At 63.3% G+C, this 25,861-nt stretch carries 24 protein-coding genes and 2 pseudogenes; 6 read left to right on the top strand and 20 right to left on the bottom strand.

Going from position 1 to position 25,861, the window contains the following annotated elements:
• The 12 genes and pseudogenes from B2V21_RS07300 to B2V21_RS07245 all read right to left on the bottom strand — a co-directional run.
• Positions 1-1,478: HAMP domain-containing protein (locus tag B2V21_RS07300; protein ID WP_286916457.1), on the bottom strand; the 1,478-nt coding region annotated here is incomplete at its 3' end.
• Between the two features lie 142 nt (positions 1,479-1,620).
• A complete protein-coding gene (locus B2V21_RS07295; protein WP_192069194.1) occupies positions 1,621-2,910 on the bottom strand; it encodes an adenylosuccinate synthase in 1,290 nt (429 codons plus the stop codon).
• Positions 2,911-2,964: 54 nt separating this feature from the next.
• Positions 2,965-4,152: an ATP phosphoribosyltransferase regulatory subunit gene (locus tag B2V21_RS07290; protein ID WP_049862033.1), complete on the bottom strand. Its 1,188-nt coding sequence runs from the start codon at positions 4,150-4,152 to the stop codon at positions 2,965-2,967.
• Positions 4,153-4,387: 235 nt separating this feature from the next.
• Complete coding sequence (gene hflC / locus B2V21_RS07285) at positions 4,388-5,257, bottom strand: protease modulator HflC (RefSeq protein ID WP_286916456.1); 870 nt, start codon at positions 5,255-5,257, stop codon at positions 4,388-4,390.
• Complete coding sequence (gene hflK, locus B2V21_RS07280) at positions 5,257-6,441, bottom strand: FtsH protease activity modulator HflK (protein WP_286916455.1); 1,185 nt, start codon at positions 6,439-6,441, stop codon at positions 5,257-5,259. Before hflK ends, hflC begins: the two co-directional genes overlap by 1 nt.
• A gap of 96 nt (positions 6,442-6,537) precedes the next feature.
• A complete protein-coding gene (gene hflX / locus B2V21_RS07275; RefSeq protein WP_049862036.1) occupies positions 6,538-7,839 on the bottom strand; it encodes a ribosome rescue GTPase HflX in 1,302 nt (433 codons plus the stop codon).
• Between the two features lie 12 nt (positions 7,840-7,851).
• A complete protein-coding gene (gene hfq, locus B2V21_RS07270) occupies positions 7,852-8,112 on the bottom strand; it encodes an RNA chaperone Hfq (RefSeq protein WP_043191144.1) in 261 nt (86 codons plus the stop codon).
• A gap of 94 nt (positions 8,113-8,206) precedes the next feature.
• A pseudogene (locus tag B2V21_RS07265) lies at positions 8,207-8,922 on the bottom strand (tRNA (adenosine(37)-N6)-dimethylallyltransferase).
• A 135-nt stretch (positions 8,923-9,057) separates the two neighbouring features.
• On the bottom strand, positions 9,058-10,953 hold the full coding sequence (gene mutL / locus B2V21_RS07260; RefSeq protein WP_286916454.1) for a DNA mismatch repair endonuclease MutL: 1,896 nt from the start codon (positions 10,951-10,953) through the stop codon (positions 9,058-9,060).
• Positions 10,953-12,362, bottom strand: coding sequence for an N-acetylmuramoyl-L-alanine amidase (locus B2V21_RS07255; protein ID WP_049862039.1), 1,410 nt, complete (start codon positions 12,360-12,362; stop codon positions 10,953-10,955). The genes mutL and B2V21_RS07255 overlap by 1 nt, the downstream gene beginning before the upstream one ends.
• Positions 12,363-12,378: 16 nt before the next feature.
• The gene (gene tsaE, locus B2V21_RS07250) at positions 12,379-12,849 is read right to left on the bottom strand and encodes a tRNA (adenosine(37)-N6)-threonylcarbamoyltransferase complex ATPase subunit type 1 TsaE (protein WP_286916453.1); all 471 of its coding nucleotides are present in this window, start codon (positions 12,847-12,849) and stop codon (positions 12,379-12,381) included.
• Positions 12,837-13,643 (bottom strand): annotated as a pseudogene (locus tag B2V21_RS07245) (NAD(P)H-hydrate dehydratase); the annotation flags it as partial. The pseudogene B2V21_RS07245 and the gene tsaE, both read right to left, overlap by 13 nt.
• Positions 13,644-13,784: 141 nt before the next feature.
• On the opposite strand from B2V21_RS07245, the gene queG reads away from it, so the two are divergent.
• Positions 13,785-14,855: a tRNA epoxyqueuosine(34) reductase QueG gene (gene queG / locus B2V21_RS07240; protein WP_286916452.1), complete on the top strand. Its 1,071-nt coding sequence runs from the start codon at positions 13,785-13,787 to the stop codon at positions 14,853-14,855.
• On the opposite strand, the gene B2V21_RS07235 is transcribed toward queG, so the two are convergent.
• The 4 genes from B2V21_RS07235 to B2V21_RS07220 all read right to left on the bottom strand — a co-directional run bounded on the left by B2V21_RS07235 (position 14,840) and on the right by B2V21_RS07220 (position 17,255).
• The gene (locus tag B2V21_RS07235) at positions 14,840-15,448 is read right to left on the bottom strand and encodes a trimeric intracellular cation channel family protein (RefSeq protein ID WP_043191159.1); all 609 of its coding nucleotides are present in this window, start codon (positions 15,446-15,448) and stop codon (positions 14,840-14,842) included. The genes queG and B2V21_RS07235 overlap by 16 nt on opposite strands.
• Before the next feature lie 141 nt (positions 15,449-15,589).
• Positions 15,590-15,847: a hypothetical protein gene (locus tag B2V21_RS07230; RefSeq protein ID WP_286916451.1), complete on the bottom strand. Its 258-nt coding sequence runs from the start codon at positions 15,845-15,847 to the stop codon at positions 15,590-15,592.
• A 5-nt stretch (positions 15,848-15,852) separates the two neighbouring features.
• A complete protein-coding gene (locus B2V21_RS07225) occupies positions 15,853-16,560 on the bottom strand; it encodes an MOSC domain-containing protein (protein WP_286916450.1) in 708 nt (235 codons plus the stop codon).
• Positions 16,557-17,255 carry a glutamine amidotransferase gene (locus B2V21_RS07220; protein WP_286916449.1) on the bottom strand — a complete coding sequence of 233 codons (699 nt, stop codon included), beginning with the start codon at positions 17,253-17,255 and terminating at the stop codon, positions 16,557-16,559. Before B2V21_RS07220 ends, B2V21_RS07225 begins: the two co-directional genes overlap by 4 nt.
• A 28-nt stretch (positions 17,256-17,283) precedes the next feature.
• On the opposite strand from B2V21_RS07220, the gene B2V21_RS07215 reads away from it, so the two are divergent.
• Positions 17,284-18,594 carry an aminotransferase class I/II-fold pyridoxal phosphate-dependent enzyme gene (locus B2V21_RS07215; protein WP_286916448.1) on the top strand — a complete coding sequence of 437 codons (1,311 nt, stop codon included), beginning with the start codon at positions 17,284-17,286 and terminating at the stop codon, positions 18,592-18,594.
• A gap of 256 nt (positions 18,595-18,850) precedes the next feature.
• Here the strand turns inward: B2V21_RS07215 and orn are convergent, their stop codons facing one another.
• Complete coding sequence (gene orn, locus B2V21_RS07210; RefSeq protein ID WP_090355847.1) at positions 18,851-19,393, bottom strand: oligoribonuclease; 543 nt, start codon at positions 19,391-19,393, stop codon at positions 18,851-18,853.
• A 96-nt stretch (positions 19,394-19,489) separates the two neighbouring features.
• On the opposite strand from orn, the gene rsgA reads away from it, so the two are divergent.
• Positions 19,490-20,521 (top strand): small ribosomal subunit biogenesis GTPase RsgA, encoded by a 1,032-nt coding sequence (gene rsgA / locus B2V21_RS07205; protein WP_049862050.1) that lies wholly within the window; start codon positions 19,490-19,492, stop codon positions 20,519-20,521.
• Here rsgA and B2V21_RS07200 read toward each other — a convergent pair.
• Positions 20,515-21,435 carry a LysR family transcriptional regulator gene (locus B2V21_RS07200; protein WP_286916447.1) on the bottom strand — a complete coding sequence of 307 codons (921 nt, stop codon included), beginning with the start codon at positions 21,433-21,435 and terminating at the stop codon, positions 20,515-20,517. The genes rsgA and B2V21_RS07200 overlap by 7 nt on opposite strands.
• Positions 21,436-21,534: 99 nt before the next feature.
• On the opposite strand from B2V21_RS07200, the gene B2V21_RS07195 reads away from it, so the two are divergent.
• Positions 21,535-22,710 (top strand): aspartate aminotransferase family protein, encoded by a 1,176-nt coding sequence (locus B2V21_RS07195; RefSeq protein WP_286916446.1) that lies wholly within the window; start codon positions 21,535-21,537, stop codon positions 22,708-22,710.
• Between the two features lie 184 nt (positions 22,711-22,894).
• A complete protein-coding gene (locus B2V21_RS07190; RefSeq protein WP_286916445.1) occupies positions 22,895-23,362 on the top strand; it encodes a toll/interleukin-1 receptor domain-containing protein in 468 nt (155 codons plus the stop codon).
• 12 nt (positions 23,363-23,374) lie between these two features.
• On the opposite strand, the gene motB is transcribed toward B2V21_RS07190, so the two are convergent.
• Both motB and motA read right to left on the bottom strand, forming a co-directional pair.
• Positions 23,375-24,400 carry a flagellar motor protein MotB gene (motB, locus tag B2V21_RS07185; protein ID WP_286916444.1) on the bottom strand — a complete coding sequence of 342 codons (1,026 nt, stop codon included), beginning with the start codon at positions 24,398-24,400 and terminating at the stop codon, positions 23,375-23,377.
• Between the two features lie 3 nt (positions 24,401-24,403).
• A complete protein-coding gene (gene motA, locus B2V21_RS07180) occupies positions 24,404-25,255 on the bottom strand; it encodes a flagellar motor stator protein MotA (protein ID WP_049862054.1) in 852 nt (283 codons plus the stop codon).
• Positions 25,256-25,424: 169 nt separating this feature from the next.
• Between motA and B2V21_RS07175 the strand changes: the two genes are divergently transcribed.
• Positions 25,425-25,861: HDOD domain-containing protein (locus B2V21_RS07175; protein ID WP_414708370.1), on the top strand; the 437-nt coding region annotated here is incomplete at its 3' end.

Here is a 25,861-nt window from a genome sequence, read left to right as displayed (position 1 = left end):
AGCGCCAGCAGATTGGTCTGCTCGGCGATCCCGTGGATCACCGTCAACACCACCTCGATCTGCTGACTCTGCTCGGCCAATCGCTCGATCACCTTGGACCCACTCTGCACCTGCCCGGCCAACGCTTCGATCAAGCCGCCGACTTGTTGCGAGGCCCGAGTGTTGTCGTCCGTGGCCTGACGGATCTCCGCCACTTGTTGCAAGGCCGACTGCATCGCCTGACTCTCGGCCTGAGCCTCATCGGCCATCTGCGACAGGTCCTGCAGGCTCTGCGCCACTTCATCGCGCTGCAATTGGGCGGCATCGTCGGCCCCCGCATTGCGTTGAGCCATGCTGCCGATTTCAACCCCTGTCTTGTGCGCCACCTCGCCCGCTTCGCGAACGATAGGCTGCAGCTTGTCGACGAAACGGTTGACGGCCGACGCCATGTCGCCGATCTCGTCGCGGCTGTGAATCGCCACCCGCTTGGTCAGGTCGCCCTCACCTGCGGCCAAGTCATCCAGCGCGCCGACCAGCAGGCGCAGGCGATGCACCACACGACGGCCCAGCACGGCGGCCAGCACCACCAGCATGGCCAGCCCTACCAGGGCCAGGCACAGCCCGATGCGCCAGCGCAACTGCGCCGCAGCGTCCTGCACAGTGCTGTGGGTATTGGCCTGCATGGTCGCTGCCGCCGATTCCGCCGACTGCAGACGGGCCTGCAGAGCCTTGGCGCTTTCGGTCGAGGCGCCTTGCAGACTTTCGCCCACCAGTTGCCCGGCACTGGCAATCAGCGCAGCAAAACGCTTGTCCAGTTCGGCCACCTGCGCTTCGACGCCCTTGCGCGAAACGGCCATCAATACACGACCGATCTCCACGCCGTTGGGATTGATCGAGGCTTCGACATAGATCACCCCAGGATCATTCCTGGCCGCATCGAGCACCTTGTCCAAAGCACGCTCACCGGCTCCCTTGGCCATCAGCGCCTGGTTGATCGGGTTGTCGCGATTCAGGTAACGGGTCAGGTGCTCGCCCTGCGCGTCGTTGTAGATCACGAACAGCACGTTGGGATTGCGCTGAGCGCGACGGGCGAACTCGGACAGCGTCGGTACATCGTTGTCCCACATGGCCCGGGGTGCGACCGAGGCCAGCAGTTCGGCCATATCGGTGGCCGAATCCTGCAGATCCTTGTCCAGGGTCGCTCGAATCTGCGCCTGTTCTTGGGTCAGGCGTGTCGATAAACCGGCACTCAGGCGCTGACGCGTGTTCGCGGAAAGACTTTCGAGCCCGGAGGACACCTCCGCACTGGCGCTTTGCAGTTCCCCTGTCAGCCGCTGGCTGTCCTGGGCCATGCGCTGATCCAGGTCGGCTTCGAGTGCAGTGACGGTGCTTCGGGTCAGCGCAATGGCGGCCAGTACCTGCACCAAAAGAGCGATACCCAAGGCAATGAAAACCGGACGCAGCAAGCGGCTGCGCAGAAGAGAAAGGACAGCGGACATGTGAATCCCCTTTTTATTGACGCCATCGTAATACTGGCACCTGATTCGGAATCACACAGCAAACGCCGTGCCGGACGGCCGACCCGTCCCTGAAACGACAAAAGGCCCCGAAGGGCCTTTTGCTGTGGTGCACGAACCGCTATCAGCCGAACGGATGACGCAGCACGATAGTCTCGTTGCGATCAGGACCGGTCGAGATGATATCGATCGGTGCGCCGATCAGCGCTTCGACACGCTTGATGTAGGCACGGGCGTTGGCCGGCAGTTCTTCCAGGGTTTTGGCGCCCACGGTCGACTCGGTCCAGCCCGGCACTTCTTCGTACACTGGCTGCAGGCCTACGTAGCTGTCGGCGTCGGTGGGGGCAACGTCATTGCCTTCTGCATCTTTGTAGCCGGTGCAGATGTTGATGGTTTCCAGACCATCGAGTACGTCCAGCTTGGTCAGGCAGATGCCCGAGATGCTGTTCACATCGATCGCGCGGCGCAGGATGACAGCGTCGAACCAGCCACAGCGACGGGCACGGCCGGTGGTTGCGCCGAATTCATGGCCCTGTTTGGCCAGGTGCGCGCCGACTTCGTCGAACAGTTCGGTCGGAAACGGCCCCGAACCTACACGAGTGGTGTAGGCCTTGGTGATGCCCAGGATGTAGTCCAGGAACATGGGACCGACGCCCGAGCCGGTTGCCACGCCACCTGCGGTGGTGTTGGAACTGGTCACGTAGGGGTAGGTGCCGTGGTCGATGTCCAGCAACGAACCCTGGGCGCCTTCGAACATGATGTCTTTGCCAGCGCGACGCAGTTCGTGCAGCTCGGCCGTCACGTCCAGCATCAGCGGCTTGAGCAGCTCAGCGTATTCCTTGCACTCGGCCAAGGTCTTTTCGAACTCGATGGCCGGCTCTTTGTAGTAACCGACCAGCATGAAGTTGTGGTAATCCACCAGTTCACGCAGCTTGTCTTCGAAGCGCGGCATGTTGAGCAGGTCGCCCACGCGCAGGCCGCGACGTGCAACCTTGTCTTCGTACGCCGGACCGATGCCGCGACCGGTGGTGCCGATCTTCAGCTCGCCACGGGCCTTTTCACGGGCCTGATCCAGCGCCACGTGGAAGGACAGGATCAACGGGCAGGACGGGCTGATACGCAGGCGCTCGCGCACCGGTACGCCCTTCTCTTCCAGCTTGGTGATCTCGCGCATCAGAGCGTCGGGTGCAACGACCACGCCGTTGCCGATCAGGCACTGCACGCCTTCGCGCAGCACGCCCGAAGGAATCAGGTGCAAGACGGTTTTCTCGCCGTCGATCACCAGTGTGTGGCCAGCGTTGTGACCGCCTTGATAGCGCACTACCGCGGCAGCATGTTCGGTCAGCAGATCAACGATCTTGCCTTTGCCCTCATCACCCCATTGGGTGCCCAGGACTACGACATTCTTACCCATAACACTTGTCCTCATTCGCGCAAACTTGGTGCCGGCAGCGGCCGGCAGGAATACTCAAGAGGCCAGTGGCAGCACTTGCCATTGCCCGTTCTGCTGAATCAATTGACGGTCGCAATCTGCCTCGCCAGCAGCCTCGATCGTCTGGCCCGGCAGGGCCTGGACCACGCGCTGGCCCTCGCGGCGCAGCTGGCAGACCGCCTGCCACAGTGCTGCATCAGTGCTATCGGGCATCCAGACGCCACCGCACGGCAGTTCGATTCGAGCCTGGCCCAGGGTGACCAGGGACTTGAGGTCCGTGGAAAATCCGGTAGCCGGGCGAGCGCGGCCGAAATCCGCGCCGATGTCGTCGTAGCGGCCGCCCTGAGCGATGGACTGGCCCATGCCTGGAACGAACACGGCAAACACCACGCCGGTGTGATAGTGATAACCGCGCAGTTCGCCCAAGTCGAAGTACAGCGGCAATTGCGGAAAACGCAACGCCAGGCGCTCGGCGATCGTCAGCAGGTCGTCCAGCGCGGTCAGCACCGCCGCCGGGGCATTGGCCAGGCGTACCTTGGCCTGGGCCAGCACTTCCCGCCCGCCACACAGCCCGACCAGAGCTCGCAGCATCTCGGCCAGATCGGCCTGCAGCCCTTCGGTCAGGGTGATCACTTCGTCGATGGCCTTGCGCTGCAGGGCATCGAACAGCTGTTGCTCGACATCCCCCGACAGGCCCGCCGCGCGAGCCAGGCCACGGTAGATACCGACATGCCCCAGATCCATGTGCACGTCTGGCACATCGGCCATTTCGAGCATGGTCAGCATCAGGCTGATGACTTCCACGTCGCTGCTGGGGCTGGCATCGCCATACAGCTCAGCACCCAACTGGATAGGGCTGCGCGAGCTGGACAGGGCGCGAGGCTGCGCATGCAGGACACTGCCGGCATAGCACAGACGGTTCGGCCCTTCACGACGCAAGGTATGCGCATCGATACGCGCCACCTGGGGCGTGATATCGGCACGGAAACCCATCTGCCGACCCGATTGCGGGTCGATCACCTTGAAAGTGCGCAGGTCAAGGTCCTGGCCGGCGCCGGTCAGCAGCGACTCGAGGTATTCGATATGCGGAGTCACGACGAACTCGTAACCCCAGCTCTGGAACAGGTCCAACACCTGGCGCCGCGCGACTTCGATGCGCGCAGCCTCAGGCGGCAGTACTTCTTCGATGCCATCTGGCAGCAGCCAGCGGTCTACCGTTGCCATTACGCCTTTCCCCTATGATCCGGGTGGCCTGCCGTCGGGCTAGCCTTGAGTGAAGCAGAAATCGCCCACCGCAAGCACGTCGCGGGGCAATGTCCTCATAAACCGGGCCTATGAATCGGCCAATCGATCTTGCAGACGCAAAAAAGCCGGGAATTTCCCGGCTGCCGCATCATACACACGTTTTGCCGATCGTTCACCCCGCCGAACGGTTAAACCGCCCGGCGGGGAAAGCCGATCAGGGCTTGTACTTCTCCATGAAGCGGAAGAAATCGCTCTTGGAGTCGAGCACCATCACGTCGCTCTTGTTGGCGAAGCTCTGGCGGTAAGCCTGCAGGCTGCGGAAGAAGGAGTAGAACTCCTGATCCTGACCATAGGCCCGGGCATAGATGGCTGCGGCCTGGGCGTCGCCGTCACCACGCGCTTCCTCGGACTCGCGATAGGCTTCGGCCAGCAGGACGCGACGCTGACGATCGGCATCGGCACGGATACCTTCGGCCAGCTCGTTACCCTTGGCACGATGCTCGCGCGCCTCGCGCTCACGCTCGGTGCTCATGCGCTCGAACACGCTGCGGTTGACTTCCTTGGGCAGGTCGATGGCCTTGACGCGCACGTCAATGACTTCGATACCCAACTCCTTGTCGGCCATGCGGTTGAGTGAGGTGGTGATGTCGGACATCAACGCATCCCGCTCACCCGACACCACTTCATGCAGCGTGCGCTTGCCGAACTGGTCACGCAGACCCGATTCGAGACGACGCGACAGACGCTCGTCGGCGATCTGCTTCATGCCGGAAGTGGCGGTGTAGTAGCGCTCGGCATCCTTCACACGCCATTTGGCATAGGCATCGACCATCACCGCTTTCTTCTCCAGGGTCAGGAACCGCTGGGTCGGCGCGTCGAGGGTCATCAGCCGCGCATCGAACTTGCGCACCTGGTTGACGTACGGCAGCTTCACATGCAGGCCAGGCTGGACATCGGCCTGAACCACGCGACCGAATTGCAGCAGAACCGCACGTTCGGTTTGCGCCACGATGTAGAAGCAGTTCCATGCTGCCACCGCCAGAACGACGGCGACGATCAGGGCGATCACAGATTTATTGCCCATCAGCGACTCTCCCTTGAACGCATTTCACGCTGTTGCTGCTGCAGGTCGGCCGCGGCGCGGGCGCCGGCGGCGTCGCTCGCCGATGACGGCGTGTTGGCGGCAGGCGTGCTGCTGTTGTTGCGGTCACCACCGACCATCTTGTCCAGCGGCAGGTAGATCAGGTTGTTCTGACCTTCCTTGCTGGCCACCAGCACCTTGCTGGTGTTGCTGTAGACGTCCTGCATGGTTTCCAGGTACAGACGCTGGCGGGTCACGTCGGGCGCCTTGCGGTACTCGGTGACCAGCTTGGTGAAGCGATCGGCCTCACCCTTGGCACGCGAAACCACTTCGTCGCGGTAGCCGTTGGCATCTTCGATGATGCGCTGGGCCTGACCGCGAGCCTCGGGAATCACGCCATTGGCATAGCCTTCGGCCTGGTTGCGCGAGCGTTGCTCGTCTTCACGGGCACGGATCACGTCGTCGAAGGCTTCCTGCACTTCACGCGGGGCTGCCGCGCTCTGTACGTTGACTTGGGTGACGGTGATACCGGTCTGGTAGGTGTCGAGGAACCGCTGCAGGCGCTCCTTGATCTCGCCAGCCATCTGCTCGCGGCCTTCGGTCAGCACCTGGTCCATGGCGGTGGAACCCACCACATGGCGCAGCGCACTGTCGGTGGCGTGCTGCAGGCTGATTTCAGGCTGGTCGACGCGCAGGACGAAATCCTGCAGGTTGGTGATCTTGTACTGCACGGTCAGCGGCACCTCGACGATGTTCTCGTCTTCGGTAAGCATCTGGCCCTGCTTGGTATACGAACGCTCGCGCGTGACGTTTTCCAGGTACTTGCGGTCGATCGGCGGGAAGTAGATGTTCAGACCCGGACCCACGGTTTCGTAGTACTTGCCGAAGCGCAGTACAACGGCCTGTTCCTGCTCGTCCACCACATACACCGCGCTGTACAGCCAGATAGCGCCGAGCACGGCAAGGCCGATGCCCAACAGGCCGAGACCACCGCCCTTGGACGTGCCTCCCCCGTCGCCACCACCACCTGTGCGTTTCTTTCCACCACCGAACAGACCGTTCAGGCTGTCCTGCAGTTTGCGGAAGGCCTCGTCGAGATCCGGTGGCCCCTTGCGGTCGCCTCCACGGCGTTTTCCACCCCAAGGATCTTGATTGTTCGAGTTGCCACCCGGCTCATTCCAAGCCATAGCGCTCTCCATCTGATAAAGCAAAGACGCACCCACGGCGCGCCGACCAATGCTACAGAATGCCCGACACGACAGCACAGCTGCCACGTCAGGCTTTTATTGCAAAGTGTGTTGCTCGATGAATTCAGCGGGCTCCATGCCTTCGCGACTGACCAGGCGATTGAGTTCCGCACGTGGCAGGCGGATTGCCAGCAGACTGCCACCTTGCTCATCATGCGCTTCGCTTTGCACCGCGCCCAGCGAAAACAGCTGGGCACGCAGACGGCCCAGTTTCTGGCCCAGCTGCAACGTCCCGACGAACAGGTCCTCGCCCAGCAGTTCGGCGACCGCCTGCTTGACCAGCTCGAGACCGCGACCGTCGCGCGCCGATACCCAGACCCGGACCGGCTTGCCGTCCGCATCGCGCTGTATCTGCGGCTCGACGTTTTCGAGCAGATCGAGTTTGTTATACACCTCGAGGATCGGCAAGCCTTGTGCGCCGATCTCGGTGAGCACCGCCATGACCTGCTCGATCTGCGCCATGCGCTCGGGCTCATGGGCGTCGATCACGTGCAGCAGCAGGTCGGAGTTGCTCGACTCTTCGAGGGTGGCGCGAAACGCTTCGACCAGCTTGTGCGGCAGGTGGCGTATGAAGCCCACCGTGTCGGCCAGAATCACCGGCCCCAGATCGTTCAACTCGAGCCGGCGCAAGGTCGGATCGAGCGTGGCGAACAACTGGTCGGCTGCGTACACCTCGGAACGAGTGATCGCGTTGAACAAGGTCGACTTGCCGGCGTTGGTGTAGCCCACAAGGGACACCGACGGGATGTCGGCACGCCGACGCCCCCGCCGAGCCTGCTCGCGCTGGCTGCGGACCTTCTCCAGGCGTTGCTTGATCTGGCGCAGGCGTACACGCAGCAGCCGCCGGTCGGTTTCCAGCTGAGTTTCCCCGGGACCGCGCAGGCCGATACCGCCACCCTGGCGCTCGAGGTGAGTCCAACCGCGAACCAGCCGCGTGCTCATGTGCTCGAGCTGGGCCAGTTCGACCTGCAGCTTGCCTTCATGGGTACGGGCGCGTTGCGCAAAGATGTCCAGGATCAGACCGGTACGGTCCAGCACGCGGCACTCGAAGATCTTCTCGAGGTTGCGTTCCTGGCTGGGTGTGAGGGTGTGATTGAAGATCACCAGATCCGCGTGTTCGGTCTTGACCTGATCACGCAGTTCCTCGACCTTGCCGCTGCCGATCAGAAATTTGGCACTGGGCCGATGACGGGCGACATTGACGAATGCGACAGTTTCGGCGCCGGCCGAGATGGCCAGCTCCTGAAACTCCTGCGGGTCTTCGCGCGCCTCAGGGTCCTGACCATCCAGATGAACGAGGATCGCTCGTTCACCACCACCGTGGCGCTCAAAGAACAAGGCAGACTCCTATCAAGCGTTACCTGGGTCGGTGTCGCCCTGCTCGGATTCGGTCGCGCTTGGCAGACGAATCGGACGCACCGGTACAACCGTGGAAATCGCGTGTTTGTAGACCATCTGGCTGACAGTGTTCTTCAGCAGGATGACGAACTGGTCGAACGATTCGATCTGGCCCTGCAACTTGATACCGTTCACCAGATAGATCGAGACGCCGACCTTCTCTTTACGCAAGGTGTTCAAGTAAGGGTCTTGTAGCGAATGCCCTTTTGACATGTGCCGCACTCCTTTAAGGATCAATAGTGGAAAAGCTGTAAAAAGATGAAGGCTTTGACCGTCAGACCCCAAGGATAGACGGCAATTGCGGGACTCAGCTCAATATGGAGGCCGAGCCCAGGTATTTCAAGGTGCGAGGCAGATTGTCGCCCGCCAGGCTGTCGAGCCAGTGCAGATCGGCCCAACCGCGCAACCAGGTGAACTGCCGTTTGGCCAATTGGCGAGTGGCGATGATGCCGCGTTCGCGCATCTGCACCTCGGTCAGCTTGCCATCCAGATGATCCCAGACTTGCCGATAGCCCACCGCTCGTATAGACGCGAGCCCAGCATGCAAGTCACTTCGAGCACGCAAGGCAGTGACCTCCTGGACGAAGCCTTGTTCCAGCATTTGTTCGAAACGCATGGCAATTCGCTCATGCAGCACCGAGCGATCGGCGGGCGCGATGGCCAGGTTGGCCACAGTATAGGGCAATTGCCCGCTTGCCAATGCGCCTGGTTCGGTACTTTGCGCAGATTGTCGCGCGCGCAGCTCGGTCATGCTCGAACCACTTACGCGATACACCTCCAGCGCCCGGATCAGGCGTTGCGGATCGTTGGGATGAATGCGCGCGGCGGACACCGGATCGNNAGCATGGTGCCGCCGACCAGCAACGGGATGTTGCCGCGCGCGGTGATCTGCGCCATGGCTTGCAGGGCGTCGCGCCGGAAATCGGCGGCGCTGTAGCTTTGCGCCGGGTCGAGGATATCGATCAAGGCATGCGGGTGGGCCTTGAGCACCGCCGGCGACGGCTTGGCGGTGCCGATGTCCATGCCGCGGTAGACCAGCGCCGAGTCGACGCTGATCAGCTCGCAGGGCAACACCTTGCTCAGCTCGATGGCCAGGTCGGTCTTGCCGGCGGCGGTGGGTCCCATGAGGAAGATCGCCGGAGGTAGGCCACTCATCGATCAACGCCCGCGCAGGAAGAGTTTGTCCAGATCGTCCAGGCCCATCTGGGTCCAGGTCGGTCGGCCATGATTGCACTGGCCGCTGCGCTCGGTGTTTTCCATGTCACGCAACAGGGCATTCATCTCCGGCAGGGCCAGGCGCCGGTTGGCGCGAATCGCCCCGTGACAGGCCATCGTACCCAGCAATTCGTTCAAGTGCGCCTGGATACGGTCACTGGTGCCGTACTCCATGAGATCGGCGAGCACATCGCTGACCAGGCGATTGGCTTCGGCCTGTTTGAGCAGCGCCGGAATCTGGCGGATGGCTACGGTTTCCGGCCCCAGACGCTGCAACTCGAAGCCCAGGCGCTGGAACCAGGTCGCGTGTTCTTCGGCGCAGTCCGCTTCCCGCTGGCTCATGGCCAGCGACTCGGGCACCAGCAACGGCTGCCCGCTCAGTCCCTCACTGGCCATGGCGATCTTCAGGCGCTCGTACATGATCCGTTCATGAGCCGCATGCATGTCCACCAGCACCAGCCCTTGTGCGTTTTCGGCCAGGATGTAGATGCCCTTCAGTTGCGCCAGGGCATAACCCAACGGGGGAATGTCACCCTGGCTCTGCGGCAGGCTCGGGATCGGTGCGGTACTGCTGCCTGCGGTCGGCAACGGCGCGAAGAATTCCCGGTAGGCGCTTTGCGCCTCGGCCACCGGCAAGGCGGCGGTCGGCCGCGGCGTGTACGAGTAACCGCCACCGGAACCACCGTTCGACTGCGGCGCAGCCATGGGCGGCTGCAGCAGATTCGCCGACAGGCCCATTTCACCCTGAGGACCGAACTCGCCGGCCTGCGCGCCACTGGGTCGCGGCGCCTGCGACTGCGTTGGCGCGGTTGCCAACTGGTCTTCGGGACGCACGTCAGCCAAGGCACGGTGCAATGTGCCGTACAGGAAGTCATGCACCATGCGCCCGTCGCGAAAGCGCACTTCATGTTTGGTCGGGTGCACGTTGACGTCGACGACCGCCGGATCCACTTCCAGAAACAGAACGAAGGTCGGATGACGGCCATTGAACAGCACGTCGCGGTAGGCCTGGCGCACCGCATGGGCGACCAGCTTGTCGCGCACCGCTCGACCGTTGACGAAGAAATATTGCAGGTCGGCCTGACTTCGGGAGAACGTCGGCAAACCGACCCAGCCCCACAGACGCAAGCCATTGCGCTCGACCTCGATCGGCATCGCCTGTTCGAGAAATGCCGGGCCACAGACCGCAGCGACCCTTCGGGCGCGGGCGGTTTCGTCATGCGCTTCGTGCAGGCCGAGGATGCTCTTGCCGTTGTGTCGCAGGTGGAAGCCGACGTCGAAGCGCGCCAGCGCCAGGCGCTTGATGACCTCCTGCAGGTGGTCGAACTCGGTCTTCTCGGTCTTGAGAAACTTGCGCCGCGCCGGGGTATTGAAGAATAGGTCGCGAACCTCGACCGAAGTGCCCACCGGGTGCGCGGCAGGCTGCACGCGGGCATCCATGTCGCGACCTTCGGTTTCGACCTGCCAGGCCTGGTCGGCAGAGGCTGTGCGCGACGTCAGGGTCAGACGGGCCACCGAACTGATCGAGGCCAGCGCTTCCCCACGGAAGCCCAGGCTCATCACCCGTTCCAGATCCTCAAGGTCACGGATCTTGCTGGTCGCATGGCGTGCCAGCGCCAGGGGCAGGTCGTCGGCGGAAATACCGCTGCCGTCGTCGCGCACGCGCAGCAGCTTGACGCCACCCTGTTCGACCTCGATGTCGATGCGGCGAGCGCCCGAGTCCAGGCTGTTTTCCAGCAGTTCCTTGATCACCGAGGCTGGGCGTTCGACCACCTCGCCGGCGGCGATCTGGTTGGCGAGCCGCGGGCTGAGCAGCTCGATACGGGCCGATTCAGTCATTACTGGGACGCCAGGGCAGTGCTGGGAATGGTGACTTCCTGGCCAATCTTGAGTTCGTCGGTCTTCAAGTCGTTGGCGCTGCGCAAGGTGGCGATGCCCAGGTCGTAGCGCGCGGCCAGCATGGCCAGCGTTTCGCCGGGACGCACTACGTGGGTGCTAGGGCCGCGTGCGATCTTGCCGGTGTCACGCAGCCAGGCCATGTAGGTCCCTGGCGGCGGGTTCTGCTGGAAGAACTGCTTCACACCGGTACGAATGGAGCGCGCCAGGGCCTGCTGGTGACCCGAGCTCTGCAGCTTGTTGGCTTCATTGGAGTTTGAGATGAATCCGGTTTCCACCAGGATCGAAGGGATGTCCGGCGATTTCAGCACCATGAACCCGGCCTGCTCGACACGACGCTTGTGAAGCGGCGTTACCTGGCCGATGTTGCTCAACACTTTCTGGCCCACGTTAAGGCTGGAGGTCAGCGAAGCGGTCATCGACAGGTCCAGAAGTACACCGGCCAGCATGCGGTCCTTGTCGTCCAGGCTGACGTTGCCAGCACCGCCGATCAAGTCGGAACGGTTTTCAGTATCGGCCAGCCAGCGCGCGGTTTCCGAGGTGGCGCCGCGCTCGGACAGCGCAAACACCGAGGCACCGAAGGCAGCCGAGGACGGCGCGGCGTCGGCGTGAATGGAAACGAACAGGTCGGCGCCCTTCTTGCGGGCGATTTCGGTACGTCCGCGCAGCGGGATGAAGTAGTCGCCAGTGCGCGTCAGCTCGGCACGAAAGCCTTGTTCGGCGTTGATCTGGCGTTGCAGTTCCTTGGCGATCTGCAACACCACGTCCTTCTCGTGCTGGCCTCGCGGGCCCGAAGCGCCGGGGTCTTCGCCACCATGACCGGCATCGATGGCGATGACGATATCGCGCTTGCCGCTGGGCACTGGCGTCAGTTTGATAGCTGGGCGCGTTGGCGTGACTGGCACCGCCGGTGTGGTGGCCACGACCGGCTGAGGCGGCGCTGGTTCGGCATCGGCGGCCGAGTCAAACAGGTCGACCACCAGTCGGTTGCCGTATTGCTGGTTGGGCGCCAGAGTGAAGCTTTTTGGGGTGACGGCCTTTTTCAGGTCCACCACCACACGCAAATCGTTGGGCGTGCGCTGGGCCGAACGCACGCTGGTAACGGGCGAGTCGCCTGGAGCGACGCTGAGCGGGGCGGACGCAGTGGCGCCGTTGATGTCGATCACCAGCCGGTCGGGCGATGTGAGCGTGAACACGCTGTGCTGGACCGGGCCGGTGAGGTCGAAGACCAGCCGGGTATTGTCCGGCGCTCGCCACAAGCGCACGCTCTTGACTTGTGTAGCGGCCACGGCATTGACGACAAAACCCGTCAACATCAGACCAACGACCGCGACCAGCGCGCGAATGCGCATACCTAACCCCATCAAATTATTTGGATTTCTGTGCCACAGCGGCACACCAGGACACGCCGCGCGGGCCCTGTGGCGATAACTTCAACAGCCTTCCGGCCGCTTGCGGGCTTATGGTAATGGTCAGGTCAGGCTTTGGCAAAAAGCCCGCACCCTGCTGGGGCCACTCGATCAGGCACAAGGCGTCCTCTTCAAAGTAGTCGCGGATGCCCAGATACTCCAATTCCTCAGGATCAACAAGGCGATACAGGTCGAAGTGAAAGGCTTTTATAGCTCCGATTTCGTAGGGCTCGACCAGGGTGAAGGTTGGGCTCTTGACCGCCCCGACGTGCCCGAGGCCGCGGATCAAGCCCCGGGAAAAGGTGGTCTTGCCGGCGCCCAGATCACCTTCCAGAAAGATCAGTCCATGGCCTTGGGTGACCTCTGCCATGCGCGCACCGAACGCGATCATCGCGTCCTCGCCCTCGATGAAAATCTCTACTTCTGACACGGATAATGCTCCTCGAGCAACTGACGAATGGCAGGGATCAGATCGCTGGCGGCCAGGCCGCGGCCGCCCTCGCCCGACCGTTCTCCGGCACAGGCGTGCAGCCACACGCCCAGACAGGCCGCATCGTAGCCGTCCAGACCCTGGGCACGCAGCGCGCCTATCAGCCCGGCGAGGACATCGCCCAGCCCGCCGGTGGCCATGGCCGGATGACCATGCTCGCAGATCGCCAGGCGACCGTCGGGCGCTGCGATCAGGCTGCCGGCGCCCTTGAGTACACACACTGCCGCGTATTGCCGGGCCAGCCGCCGGGCTGCCGCCGGGCGATTTGCCTGCACCTGCTGGGTAGAAATGCCCAGCAGCCGCGCCGCTTCGCCAGGATGCGGGGTCAGTACCGCATCGGCGGGCAGCGTGACGGCGCCTTGAGCCAACTGGTTCAGCGCATCGGCGTCCCACACCTGCGGCTTGTCCTGGCTGGCCGCCACCGACAGCAGGCTGCGCCCCCAACCGGCCTGGCCCAGGCCGGGCCCGACCACCAGCACGCTAGCGGCCTCGGCCATTGGCAGGAGCTGGTTGGCCGAGGCGATATCGGCCACCATCACTTCCGGCAGGCGCGCCAGCGCCGGCGCCACGTGCTCGCCGCGGGTGGCCAGCGAGACCATGCCGGCCCCGCTGCGCAGGGCACTCTGGGCGCTGAGCAGTGCCGCGCCGCCGGTGCCGTGGTCGCCGCCGATCACCAGCACACGGCCGTACATGCCCTTGTGCGCATCCATCGGCCGCGCCGACAGGACCGGCAAGGTGGCCGGGGTGAGCGGCACGGGGGCCGCTGGCTGGCTGTGCACTACGTCGGGTATTTGCGTGTCTGGCGGCATGCTTGAACCTTTGCTGTCGATGTCTGGCAGAATTATACCCACCTCCGCACCGGTTTCCTCGCTCGCATGTCTGCTCCCACCATCGACCTTCCGGCCCTGGCGCTCTCCATCAAGCAATGGGGGCGCGAACTGGGTTTCCAGCAAGTCGGCATCGCCGGCCTGGACCTGGCCGAGCATGAACAACACCTGCAACGTTGGCTGGAGGCTGGCTACCATGGCGAAATGGACTACATGGCCGCCCACGGCAGCAAGCGTTCACACCCCGAGCAACTGGTACCCGGCACCTTGCGCGTCGTTTCGCTGCGCATGGACTACCTGCCCGGCGACACGCACATGGCGCAACGCCTGGCCGAGCCGGAAAAAGCCTACGTCTCGCGCTATGCCCTTGGCCGCGATTACCACAAGCTGATCCGCAAACGGGTGCAGCACCTGGCCGAGCGCATCCAGCAGGACATCGGCCCGTTCGGCTTTCGCGCCTTCGTCGACAGTGCACCGGTGCTGGAGAAAGCCATCGCGCAGGAGGCGGGGCTGGGCTGGATCGGCAAGAACACCCTGATCCTCAACCGCAAGGCGGGCAGCTACTTCTTCCTCGCCGAACTGTTCGTCGACCTGCCGTTGCCGGTCGATGAGGCGCACGCCAGCGAACACTGCGGACGCTGCACGGCCTGCCTGGATATCTGCCCCACCGCTGCCTTCGTCGGGCCCTATGTGCTGGACGCCCGCCGCTGCATTTCCTACCTGACCATCGAGCTCAAGGGCCCCATTCCCACGGAGTTGCGGCCGCTGATCGGCAACCGCGTGTTCGGTTGTGACGACTGCCAGATCGTCTGCCCCTGGAACCGCTTCGCCCGCCCCTCGGGCGAAGGCGATTTCCAGCCGCGGCATCAGTTGGACAACGCCGAGCTGGCCCAGCTGTTTCTGTGGGATGAAGAGCACTTCCTGAGCAGCACCGAGGGCTCGCCCCTGCGTCGCGCCGGTTACGAGCGTTTCCTGCGTAACCTGGCAGTGGGATTGGGCAACGCGCCATCGAGCATTCCGGTACTCGAAGCCCTGAAGACGCGCCGCGAACACCCCAGCGAGCTGGTCCGCGAACACGTCGAATGGGCCCTGGCGGCCCATGCTCAACGGTCGTCGTAGACGAACTTGGGCATTTCCCAGTGGAAACGGATCGCCAACAGGCGCAGCAGGAAGCCACCGAACAAGGTGATCGACAGCGCCTGGATCGGCACCAGTTCCAGATAGGTGCAGCCCAGAAAGCACCAGGCCGAGGCGAATGAAACGCTGGCATACAGCTCACGGCGGAACACCAGGGGAATGTCGTTGCAGAGGATGTCACGCAGGATACCTCCGAACACCCCGGTGATCATGCCGCTGATGGACGCCACCAGATAATCGTGACCCAGCTCCAGGGCGGTCATGGTGCCGATCAGCGTGAACGCCACCAGCCCCAGCGCATCGAGCACAAGAAACAACGACCGCAAGCGGCGCATGAGCGGCGCGATGAAGATCGTGACCAACGCCGCAACACTGGTCAGCACCAGATATTCAGGGTGCTTGACCCACGTCAGCGGATAGTGCCCGAGCAACACATCGCGCATCGAACCGCCGCCCAGTGCGGTCACACAGGCGATCAGCACGACACCGAACCAGTCCATCCCGCGCCGCCCTGCGGAAAGGGCACCGGTCATGGCTTCAGCGGTGATGGCGATGAGGTAGAGGGTCAGCAGCATGGGAACCGGAGCGTCAGGACAAATGAGGGTTGATCCACGCATCGCCTGCCATGAGTGCGGACTGCGCGATGGAGCAGCATGATACCGGGCACGACCCGACGCTGTCCGCTTCATGAATGCCGGGAATGAAGGGCGGGCGTGTCATTTCTGATTGGCTGAGCGGCAGTCGGCGTTCAAGCGTTCGAACATGCCCTGCGCATACAGCAACCGAATCCCGTCGGGTGTTGATTCCAGCAACCGGCGCTCATCCGTCTTGCGTTGTATATCGAGGGTGTAGCCCTCGCCTTCGGGGAAGCGGCGGACTACATCTGCCAATGCATGCTCGGCAGCGGCATGCTCGATATCGAACTGGCACCAGTACGCCCGGTGCAATTGAACGATGACGCGAAAGTGCTGCATGGTTTCTATTCTCCTGGAGGGGGACCCAGCACTCGGCTGGCCCAGTTCTCGATCTGGCCCGTTGCCAGGCGTCGCTCCACCAGTGCGCGCCAGGAAGGTACGAGCGGCAACTGCGCGAATTGGCTCAATTCATCGAAGTCCAGCGAGCGCTCGTACAACAGCGCGATGACTTTGCGCAGTGGCCACCGAGGGATTGGGCGATCCTGAAGCACGATGGGGTCGCCTGCCTGCAGGGCACCGCTTTCGAGCACCCGGTAATACCAGCCGGTCATCGCACTGGCTTGCATGCGCAAGGCCATATCGCTCACTTCGAAGCGATCGTTGAGCTTCCAGCAAGGCTGCCGGGTCTGGCTGACTTCCAGCAACACGCTGCCACATCGAAAGATGTCGCCGAGGCACACCTGGGTTTCGTCTACACCGACAGTCGACAGGTTCTCGCCGAATGCACCTGGCTGTGCCAGGCGTGGATGCTCGCCGATGAGCCGCTTCCATGCGTGGTAGTGCTCGAACGGATAATGGTGGATGGCTTTGTCGGGGCCGCCGTGAATGCGGCGATCCCCCTGCTCATCGCCCATGATTCCCAGTGTTCCCACTTCAACCGGCCCGGGAAGCGGGACCTTGTCGATGCCGGTGAAACTGCCTGGGCGTGTGAAGGGGCGCGACGTGCCGGCGAGCACGTGCCGCAATTCGATGGTGGGCAGCTCCTCACTCATCGCAGCCGTGCCAGCCAGTCGGTCAGGATCACGCTGGCTACCTGTGCGCCTGTGCAGCCTAGTGCCTGCGCCTGGGCACGCAGTTCGCGGGGGTCGATACGCTGCTGATGCAGCTCGCTGGCATGGCCGACCAGCCATGCTTCGAGCATCTGCGGTGCCACCTCGAGATGAAATTGCAGGGCCAGGACCTGATTGCCCAGGCTGAACGCCTGATGGGGACAGGCGTCGGTGGCGGCGAGCGCCACGGCCTGAGCGGGGATGTCGAACTGATCGCCGTGCCAGTGCAACACGGGGGTTCCCTGTGCCAAGGGCGCGAGGACAGAGTTGTGTCCGGCGTCAGTCAACGTGATGGGGCCGAAACCGATTTCCTTGTGGCCCATGGCAGCGACGCCCGCACCCAGGGCGCGGGCGATCAGCTGTGCGCCCAGGCAGATACCCAACAAAGGTTTGCCGCTTTCCAGGCGTTGGCGAATGAGTTCGAGCTCGTCCCGCAGGAATGGGTACAGCGCCTCATCGAAAGCGCCGATGGGCCCGCCCAGAATGATCAACAAGTCTGCCGAGATCACATCGAGGGACGCCAGCGGGTGCAGTGGCGCTTCTATTATTTCGATTTCATACCCCTCGGCTTTTAGCACCGGGGCCAGACTGCCCAGGTCTTCGAAGGCAAGATGCCGCACTACCAACGCACTTTTCATTTATGTACCAATACAATAATATGAATGTATGAATACATTATTGACGAATGCGTCCACTGCCGTCGAGATCGCGGAGGCCATTGAGCGGCAGATACGCCAAGGTGATTTGCTTCAAAACGCTTCGCTGCCTTCGGTGCGCGACTTGGCCGCGCAGCTCAAGATCAGCCCCAATACCGTTGCGGCGGCGTACAGAAGGTTGCGTGACAGCGGCATCGTGGTGACCGACGGGCGTCGCGGGACTCGGGTCAGCGCGCCGGCTTCGGAAATTGTCGAGTACGGCTTCGTGCTTCCTGAAGGGCTGTACGACATGGCCAGCGGCAACCTCGATGCCTCGCTGCTGCCAGCGCCCGATCCCGAATGGCTGCTGCGCAACGTCACCCAGAGTGGTTTCGACCCGTTCGGCGATGACCCGCAGTTGTCGAGCCTGGCCCGCGACTGGCTCGACAGCCAGCAACTGCCCAGCGAGCAGGTGGGTGTGTATTGCGGCGCGCTGGATGCGGTCGAGAGAGCGCTTCGTGCACGCTGCCGCCCGGGCGCCACGGTGCTGATCGAAGACCCATGCTGGCCACCGTTGCGCGACCTGCTGACCGGACTACAGCTCAAGCCAGGGGGATTGAGCATGGACGAGCATGGCGCGCTGGCCCCGGCGCCGGAGGTGCTGCGTGGCGCGGCGGCTGTGGTACTGACGCCCCGCGCACAGAACCCGACCGGTTGCTCGTTCGATACCCCGCGCTGGCAGCAATGGTCAGCGGCCTTGCAGGACGCACCGCACACGCTGCTGGTGATCGACGATCATTGGGGGCCGTTGAGCCAGGCCCCGGCCATCGACCTGCAACCGCCTCCGCAGCATTGGCTCTATGTGCTGTCGACCAGCAAGTTCATCGGGCCCGACCTGCGCGTCTCGATTGCGGGCGCCAGCGCGTCCTTGCATGGCGAGATGCAACGCCAGCAGCGGGTCGGGCCGCGCTGGGTCAGCCTGCTGCTGCAGCGACTGACCGCCCATCTGTGGAACAGGATGTTGCAAGCGGGCCGCTTGACGGAAGTGGGTGCGGCCTATCGAAGCCGTCGACAATCGCTGGTCGAGGCACTCGAACTCATGGGGGTGAGCCTGTCCAGCTCAGGCGAAGGCCTGCACCTGTGGCTACCGGTCATTGACGAAACAACGACGGTGCAGGCCCTGGCCTCCGCAGGCTGGGCAGTCCAGGCAGGCAGTCCGTTTCGATTGCAGAGTGGGCCGGCGGTGCGCGTCAGTGTCGGTAATCTGGCCGAGGCCGATATCGCGCGACTGGCTGCCGATATCGCCAGTGCCTTGCAGGCACCGCGGCGTCGGGTGTATTGAGGGAGGTTGGCTTGAGGGCCTCTTCGCGGGCAGAGCCCGCTCCCACAAAGGGCTCGTCATGGGCTGAGAACCGGCTCCCACATCGGCCTCTTCGCGGGCAGAGCCCGCTCCCACATCCCACAAAGGGCTTGTCATAGGCTGGGAACCCGCTCCCACAAAGGGCTTGTCATGGGCTGAGAACCCGCTCCCACACCGGCCTCTTCGCGGGCAGAGGGATCGCCGCCCGCTTCGTTTCCGCTGCAGAGTTTTCCGGCCGTCAGAACTTGATGAAGTGCTTGCGGTAGTGCTGCAGTTCGGCGATCGATTCGCGGATGTCGTCCAGGGCCAGGTGAGTGCTGCCCTTCTTGAAGCTGTCCTTGACCTCGGGTGCCCAGCGCGCGGCCAGTTCCTTGAGGGTCGAGACGTCGAGGTTGCGGTAGTGGAAGTAGTTTTCCAGCTCACGCATGTGGCGGTAGAGGAAGCGGCGATCCTGGCAGATGCTGTTGCCGCAGATCGGCGACTTGCCCTTGGGCACCCACTGCTCCAGAAAGGCGATGGTCTGTGCTTCGGCCTGGGCCATGCTGACCGTGCTTTCGCGAACGCGCTGGGTCAGGCCCGAGCCGCCGTGCTGGCGGGTGTTCCACTCGTCCATGCCGGCCAGGATCTCGTCGCTCTGGTGGATGGCGATGACCGGGCCTTCGGCCAGGGTATTGAGGTCGCTGTCGGTGACGATGGTGGCCATTTCGATGATGACGTCATGGTCCGGGTCCAGACCGGTCATTTCCAGGTCGATCCAGATCAGGTTCTGTGGGTTCTGCATTGGGGGTCTCCTCGGCGTAGCTGCGCAGTCTAGCGTAGCCGGGCGTGCTAGTATCCCGCCTTCGTTCACGCTTGAACTCATTTACACGGAACACACATGGCCAAACGCCAACTGAACCGCCGCCAGAACTGGCGTATCGAAAAAATCCAGGGCGAGCGCGCCGCACGCGCCGCCAAGCGCGAGTCCCAGGCCCTGGAGACCCTCGAAGGCGGCGATCTGGGCCCAGAGCAGACAGGGCTGGTCATCGCCCACTTCGGTGTTCAGGTGGAAGTCGAAGCACTGGAAGGCGAGCACGCCGGTCAGGTCTGCCGTTGCTATCTGCGGGCCAACCTGCCCTCGCTGGTCACCGGCGACAAGGTGGTCTGGCGCGCCGGCAACCAAGGCATCGGTGTCATCGTCGCGCAGCTGCCGCGCAGCACCGAACTGTGCCGTCCCGACAGCCGCGGGCAGCTCAAGCCGGTCGCGGCCAACGTCGACCTGATCGTCATCGTGTTCGCGCCCATGCCCGAACCCCATGCCAACCTGATCGACCGCTACCTGGTGGCCGCCGAACACGCCGGCATCCATCCCCTGCTGCTGCTGAACAAGGCCGACCTGATCGACGAGCAGAACGCGCCCGCGCTTAACGCGCTGCTGGCGGTCTATCGACAGTTGGGTTATCCATTGCTGGAAGTATCGGCGCATCAAGGCGATGGCATGCAGCAGTTGCAGGCACGTTTGGACGGCCATATCAGCGTGTTCGTCGGTCAGTCGGGGGTGGGCAAGTCGTCGTTGGTCAACAGCCTGCTGCCCGAAGTGCAGGCGCGGGTGGGTGCGCTGTCGGAATGGTCCGGCCAGGGCACGCACACCACCACCACCGCACGCTTGTTCCACTTCCCGGGCGGCGGCGAACTGATCGACTCACCCGGCATCCGTGAATTCGGCCTGGGCCACGTCAGCCGGGCGGATGTCGAGGCCGGCTTCATCGAGTTCGCCGACCTGCTGGGCACCTGCCGTTTCCGCGACTGCAAGCACGACCGCGAACCGGGTTGCGCCCTGCTCGGGGCGCTGGAAGACGGCCGTGTGCAACAACAGCGCATGAACAGCTATCGCTCGATCATCGCCAGCCTGACCCAGGACACCTACTGACCGCTCCTGTCCTGAGGCCCCAGCGCCTGGACGATGTAGTCCACGAAGGCGCGCAGCTTCGGCGAACGGTAGCGCGCCTGTGGATAAAGCAGGTGCATGGGTCTGCCGGGCAGTGCGTATCGAGCCAGCACCTGGACCAGCTTCCCCTCTTCCAGGTCACGGCGCACCAGCACATCAGGGAGCATGACCAGGCCCATGCCCGCCAGGGCGGCCTGACGCAGTCCCGCGCTGCTGTTGGTGACCAGTCGCCCTTGCACCTCGACGCCAATCGATCCATCCGGCCCCTGCATGGACCAGCGTTTCTGCGTCCCGCGCCACTCATCGCCCGGGTTGTACATGAATTGCAGGCACTCATGCGCAGCCAACTCCTCGGGATCGCAAGGCGTGCCATGGCGGCGCAGGTAGTCCGGGGACGCACAGATACTCAATCGATAGTCGTCCAGCGGACGGGCGATCAAGGTCGAGGGTTCGAGATTGCCCAGCCGTAGTGCGGCGTCGAACTGCCCGTCGAGCATGTCGTGTACCTGGTCACTGAGGCTGAGACTGACGCTGATCTGTGGATAACGTTGGAGAAATCCCGCCAGTGCGGGTGTCAGGCACTCAGCGCCGAAGGTCGGCGGCGCAGTGATGCGTAACAGTCCCTGCGCGGTGCCTTGGGCGCGTTCGGCCCAGCGCTCCGAATCGGCGACCAGCCCCAGCACCTCAAGACAACGCTGATAGTAGGCCTGCCCGGCGTCGGTCACCTGCTGGCGGCGCGTGGTGCGCAGCAACAGGCTCACGCCCAGACGCTGCTCCAGTGCCTGCAAGTGGTTGCTGACCATGGTCGTGGACAGATCGCACGCCTTGGCCGCTGCAGTCATGGTGCCCAGCTCCACCACTTTTACGTACACCTGCATCGCCTGGAACAGGTCCATTATCAACTCCGGGTGAAAGGTGCATCCAGCTTAACGCCATTTATCCACCTGGGGTTGAAAGGAATACTGCGCATTCATTTTACCGCCGAGAGTTCCATGATGAGCGCAAGCCACCTGATGCCCACCTATCAACCGTTGCCGCTGACGTTCAGCCATGGTAGCGGCACTCGCCTGTGGGATATCGCCGGTCGCGAGTACCTCGATGCGCTGGCCGGGGTGGCGGTGACCAACGTGGGGCATAGCCACCCGGAGGTGGTGGCCGCCATCGTCGAGCAGGCCGGGCTGTTGCTGCACACCTCCAACCTGTACGCCATCGACTGGCAACAGCGGCTGGGCGCGAAGCTGGCCGAGAAGTCCGGTCTCGCCCTGGCGTTCTTCAACAATTCCGGCGCGGAAGCGAACGAGACCGCGTTGAAGCTGGCCCGTTTGCATGGACATAGCCGCGGTATCGCCAAGCCCCTGGTGGTGGTCATGGACAACGCCTTTCACGGCCGCACCCTGGCCACCCTGGCGGCCAGTGACGGCGCGCACCTGAGCGCCGGCCTGGGCCAACTGCCTGGAGACTGCATCAAGATTCCCTTCGGCGACCTGGATGCGCTGGCCACTGTCACCCAGGCGTTCGGCCAGCGCATCGCGGCGGTGCTGCTCGAGCCGATCCAGGGCGAAAGCGGTGTGCACGTCGCCTCGACATCCTACCTGCGGGCCCTGCGCGAGCATTGCGACAGCCACGGCTGGTTGTTGATGCTCGATGAGATTCAGACCGGCATTGGCCGCACTGGTCAGTGGTTTGCCTACCAGCATGCCGACATCCAGCCCGATGTGGTCACTCTGGCCAAGGCCTTGGCCAATGGCATTCCGATCGGTGCCTGTCTGGCCACCGCGACCGTGGGCCGCCTGTTCCAGCCCGGAGGCCATGGCAGCACCTTTGGCGGCAACCCCCTGGCGTGCCGGGTCGGTTGCACGGTGCTCGACATCATCGAGCGCGAGCAACTGCTGGACAACGCCGCGCGCCAGGGGCATGCGCTGCTCGAACGGCTGCGTAGCGAAGTGGGAAGCATGCCTGGCGTCAAAGCCGTCCGGGGCCTGGGCCTGATGATCGGTGTGGAGCTGGACCGGCCCTGCCGCGAACTGATGCAGCGGGCCGCAGAAGAGCATGGCCTGCTGATCAACGTGACCCGGGGCACCACCATTCGGCTGCTGCCACCCTTGACCCTGAACCGTGCCGAAGTGGAGCGCATCGTCGGCACCGTGCGTGCGCTGGTGCAGAAGCTATAGGCTTCGTCTGTAAGGATAATTACCGGCAGCAGTAGGGCTTGTCTCTTTTCGATGACATCCCTTGCCGCTTAAACGGCATTGAACAATCTTTCAGCCTTCAACACCCACGATGAAGGCTTTCCATGTCCCACCTGCCCGTTGCTTGCCTGCGACTTGCTCAATTCATTGCCGGCGGATCTGAGCGATGAGCGTGTTCATTGGCTATCAGCATGCCGATCTGCCCCAGGCCTTGCGGGTCAGGAAATACTTGCGCAGGGCCGGGATCGAGGTGGGCATGGACGTGATGGACTTCGATTCGTTGACCACGCTGCACGTCACCGAAACGCTCACTGCGCACATCCGCGATTGCACCCATGTGATCCTGATGATCTCGCACTGCAGCGCGCGGCGCTGGTGGATACCGTTCTGCATTGGCGAGGTCACTTCGTGGGACCGGCGCCTGTGCCTGTATCGGCTGGGCGATCAGGCACTGCCCGAATACCTGGCACATTGGCCGACCCTGACGCGCCCGCAGCAGTTGGACTTCCTCATCGAGGCCTATCACCGCGAAGCGGCCATGCGCCTGCCGGCCGGCCAGCGCGAGACGCCGCTGCCGGTGCAAGCGCGAGATATCCACAGGGGCCTGCGTGAACGCATTGGCCGGGGTTTCTAACGGCTTTTCGTCTCAGGGCGCAGGCTTGCCCGGCTCGACGAGCTTGGTCGAGCCGTCTTCGAACAGGTTCAGGCGCTGCCGCAGTTCGCGCGGCTGCACCGGTGCGCTGGGGTCGCCGATCGAAGCGCCTGGTGGCGCAGCACCGGGTGCCGTACCGGGATTGGGCGCTTCCAATGCCGGCTGATCACCTTCGATGTCGCGCTGGGCCTTTTTGGTCAGCACCACGATGTCGATGCGGCGATTGATGGAGTTCAGCGGATCCTTGCGGTCGAACAGCGACGATGAACCATAGCCGACCACGCGAGCGATCTGATCCTCTGGATAGCTGCCCGCCACCAGGGCCCGGCGCGCGGCATTGGCGCGGTTGGACGACAGCTCCCAGTTGCCGAAGCCGCCCGCCGCACTGCCGGCGTAGGGCTTGGCATCGGTATGGCCGCTGATGCTGATCTTGTTCGGCACCGCCTTGATCGTGTCGGCCATGGCCAGCAGGATGTCCTCGAAATAAGGCTTGAGCCGCGCACTGCCCAGGTCGAACATCGGTCGGTTCTCGGCATCGGTGATCTGGATGCGCAAGCCGTCCTGCGTGATTTCGAAAAGGATCTGGTCCTTGAATTTCTGCAGTTGGGGATTTTCGTCAACCTTGTTCTGCAGCTCCTGCAGGAGCAGTTCCAGGCGCTCCTTTTCAACCTGTTCGGCTATTTGCTGGGCCTGTTCGGCTTCCACCTGATTCGAGGTTTCCGGCTTGGGCGGCGAGACCTCGACGTCCGGATTCAGGGTTTTCTCGGGCGAGAGCTGCGGAGAGCCGCCCAGGTCGATGACATAGGGCGTGCCGCTTTCGGAGAAGCCGATCGGGTCCTTGAAGTAACCGGCAATGGCGATCTTCTGCTCGGGTGTGGCGTTGGACAACAGCCAGAGCACCAGGAAAAACGCCATCATCGCCGTCGCGAAGTCGGCGAAGGCGATCTTCCAGGCGCCACCGTGGTGGCCGCCGCCAAAGCGCTTGACCCGCTTGACGATGATAGGCTGGTTGTTTTCCATGACTCAGCGACCGCGTACGGCTTGTTCGAGTTCGGCGAAGCTTGGGCGGTGCGCCGGGTACAGCACCTTGCGCCCGAACTCCACGGCCAGCGACGGCGGCATGCCCGAAGCCGAAGCCACCAGCGACGCCTTGATGGCTTCGTAGACGTTCAACTCTTCCTTGGCGTCGTGGCCCAGGCAGGTCGCCAGCGGGCCGAAGAAACCGTAGGCCGCCAGGATCCCCAGGAAGGTACCGACCAGTGCAGCGCCGACGTGACCACCGATCGCCGCCTTGTCGCCGTCACCCAGCGACGCCATGGTCACCACGATGCCCAATACCGCCGCAACGATACCGAAACCGGGCAGCGCATCGGCGATACCGGTCACGGCGTGGGACGGATGCTCGAGCTCTTCCTTCATGCTCAGCAGCTCCATGTCGAACAGGCCTTCGAGTTCGTGCGGCGCCATGTTGCCCGACGACATGATGCGCAGGTAATCGCAGATGAACGCGATCATCTGCTCGTCCTTGAGGATGGTGGGGTACTTGGCGAAGATCGGGCTGGCGGCGACATCTTCGATGTCGGCCTCGATGGACATCATGCCCTCGCGACGGCTCTTGTTGAGAATCTCGAACAGCAGGCTCAGCACTTCCAGATAGTAGGCATGGCTGAAGCGCGACTTGAACATCTTCAACGACTTCTTCAGCACGATCATGGTGGTGCTGCCGGGGTTGGCCTGCAGAAACGCGCCCAAGGCCGCACCGCCGATGATCATCACCTCGAAGGGTTGGACCAGGGCGGCCAATTGACCATGTGAAAGAACGTATCCGCCCAGCACGCTCGCGAACACGACAATGATGCCAATGATTTTAGCCATGGATAAAAAACACTTCAGAAGTCGGGTTCAAGGACGAAAAAGGTGGTGTGGAATCTGTTGTTCTCCTTATCGGCAGAACTGCGCCAGACTATAGGCAGCGGTTTTCAAAAGCCAGTTTGGTCCGTTCGTGTAGTCGGCCTGCATTCAGGCATGCATCAGGATAAGCATAGTGTCCAACGCCAAGCCTCAAACCCTAGACACCTGGCTCGCACTGCTCGACGGCGTGCGTCTGCCCATTCCCAAGCTGTACCACGACAAGGTTCGCGCTGCGATCAAGGATCGACGCCGTTCGCTGCGCGACATCGCCGACCTGATGCAACACAGTCCGGCGCTGGTCCTGAGCGTGATGCGCGAGGCCAACCGGCATGCCAGCAACAGCCTGGCGGAGCCGGCGGAAAGCCTTGAAGTGGCACTGAACCGGCTGGGTCTGTCGCGGGCCGAAGAGTTGCTGATGCGCCTGCCGGCCCAGGAGCCGCAGCAGATGCCCTTGACCTTGCGCCAACTGCAGATGATCAGCCAGCACGCCAGCCAGCAGGCCAATGGTCTGTTCGCCGCAAGGCTGGCGCGGCTGTGGCAGGAAATCCACTGGGGCAGCCTGCTGTTTCT

Source organism: Pseudomonas sp. UBA6276 (genome assembly GCF_002438365.1).
Classification (GTDB): Bacteria; Pseudomonadota; Gammaproteobacteria; order Pseudomonadales; family Pseudomonadaceae; genus Aquipseudomonas; species Aquipseudomonas coleopterorum.
This window is presented reverse-complemented; position numbering and strand designations above follow the sequence as displayed.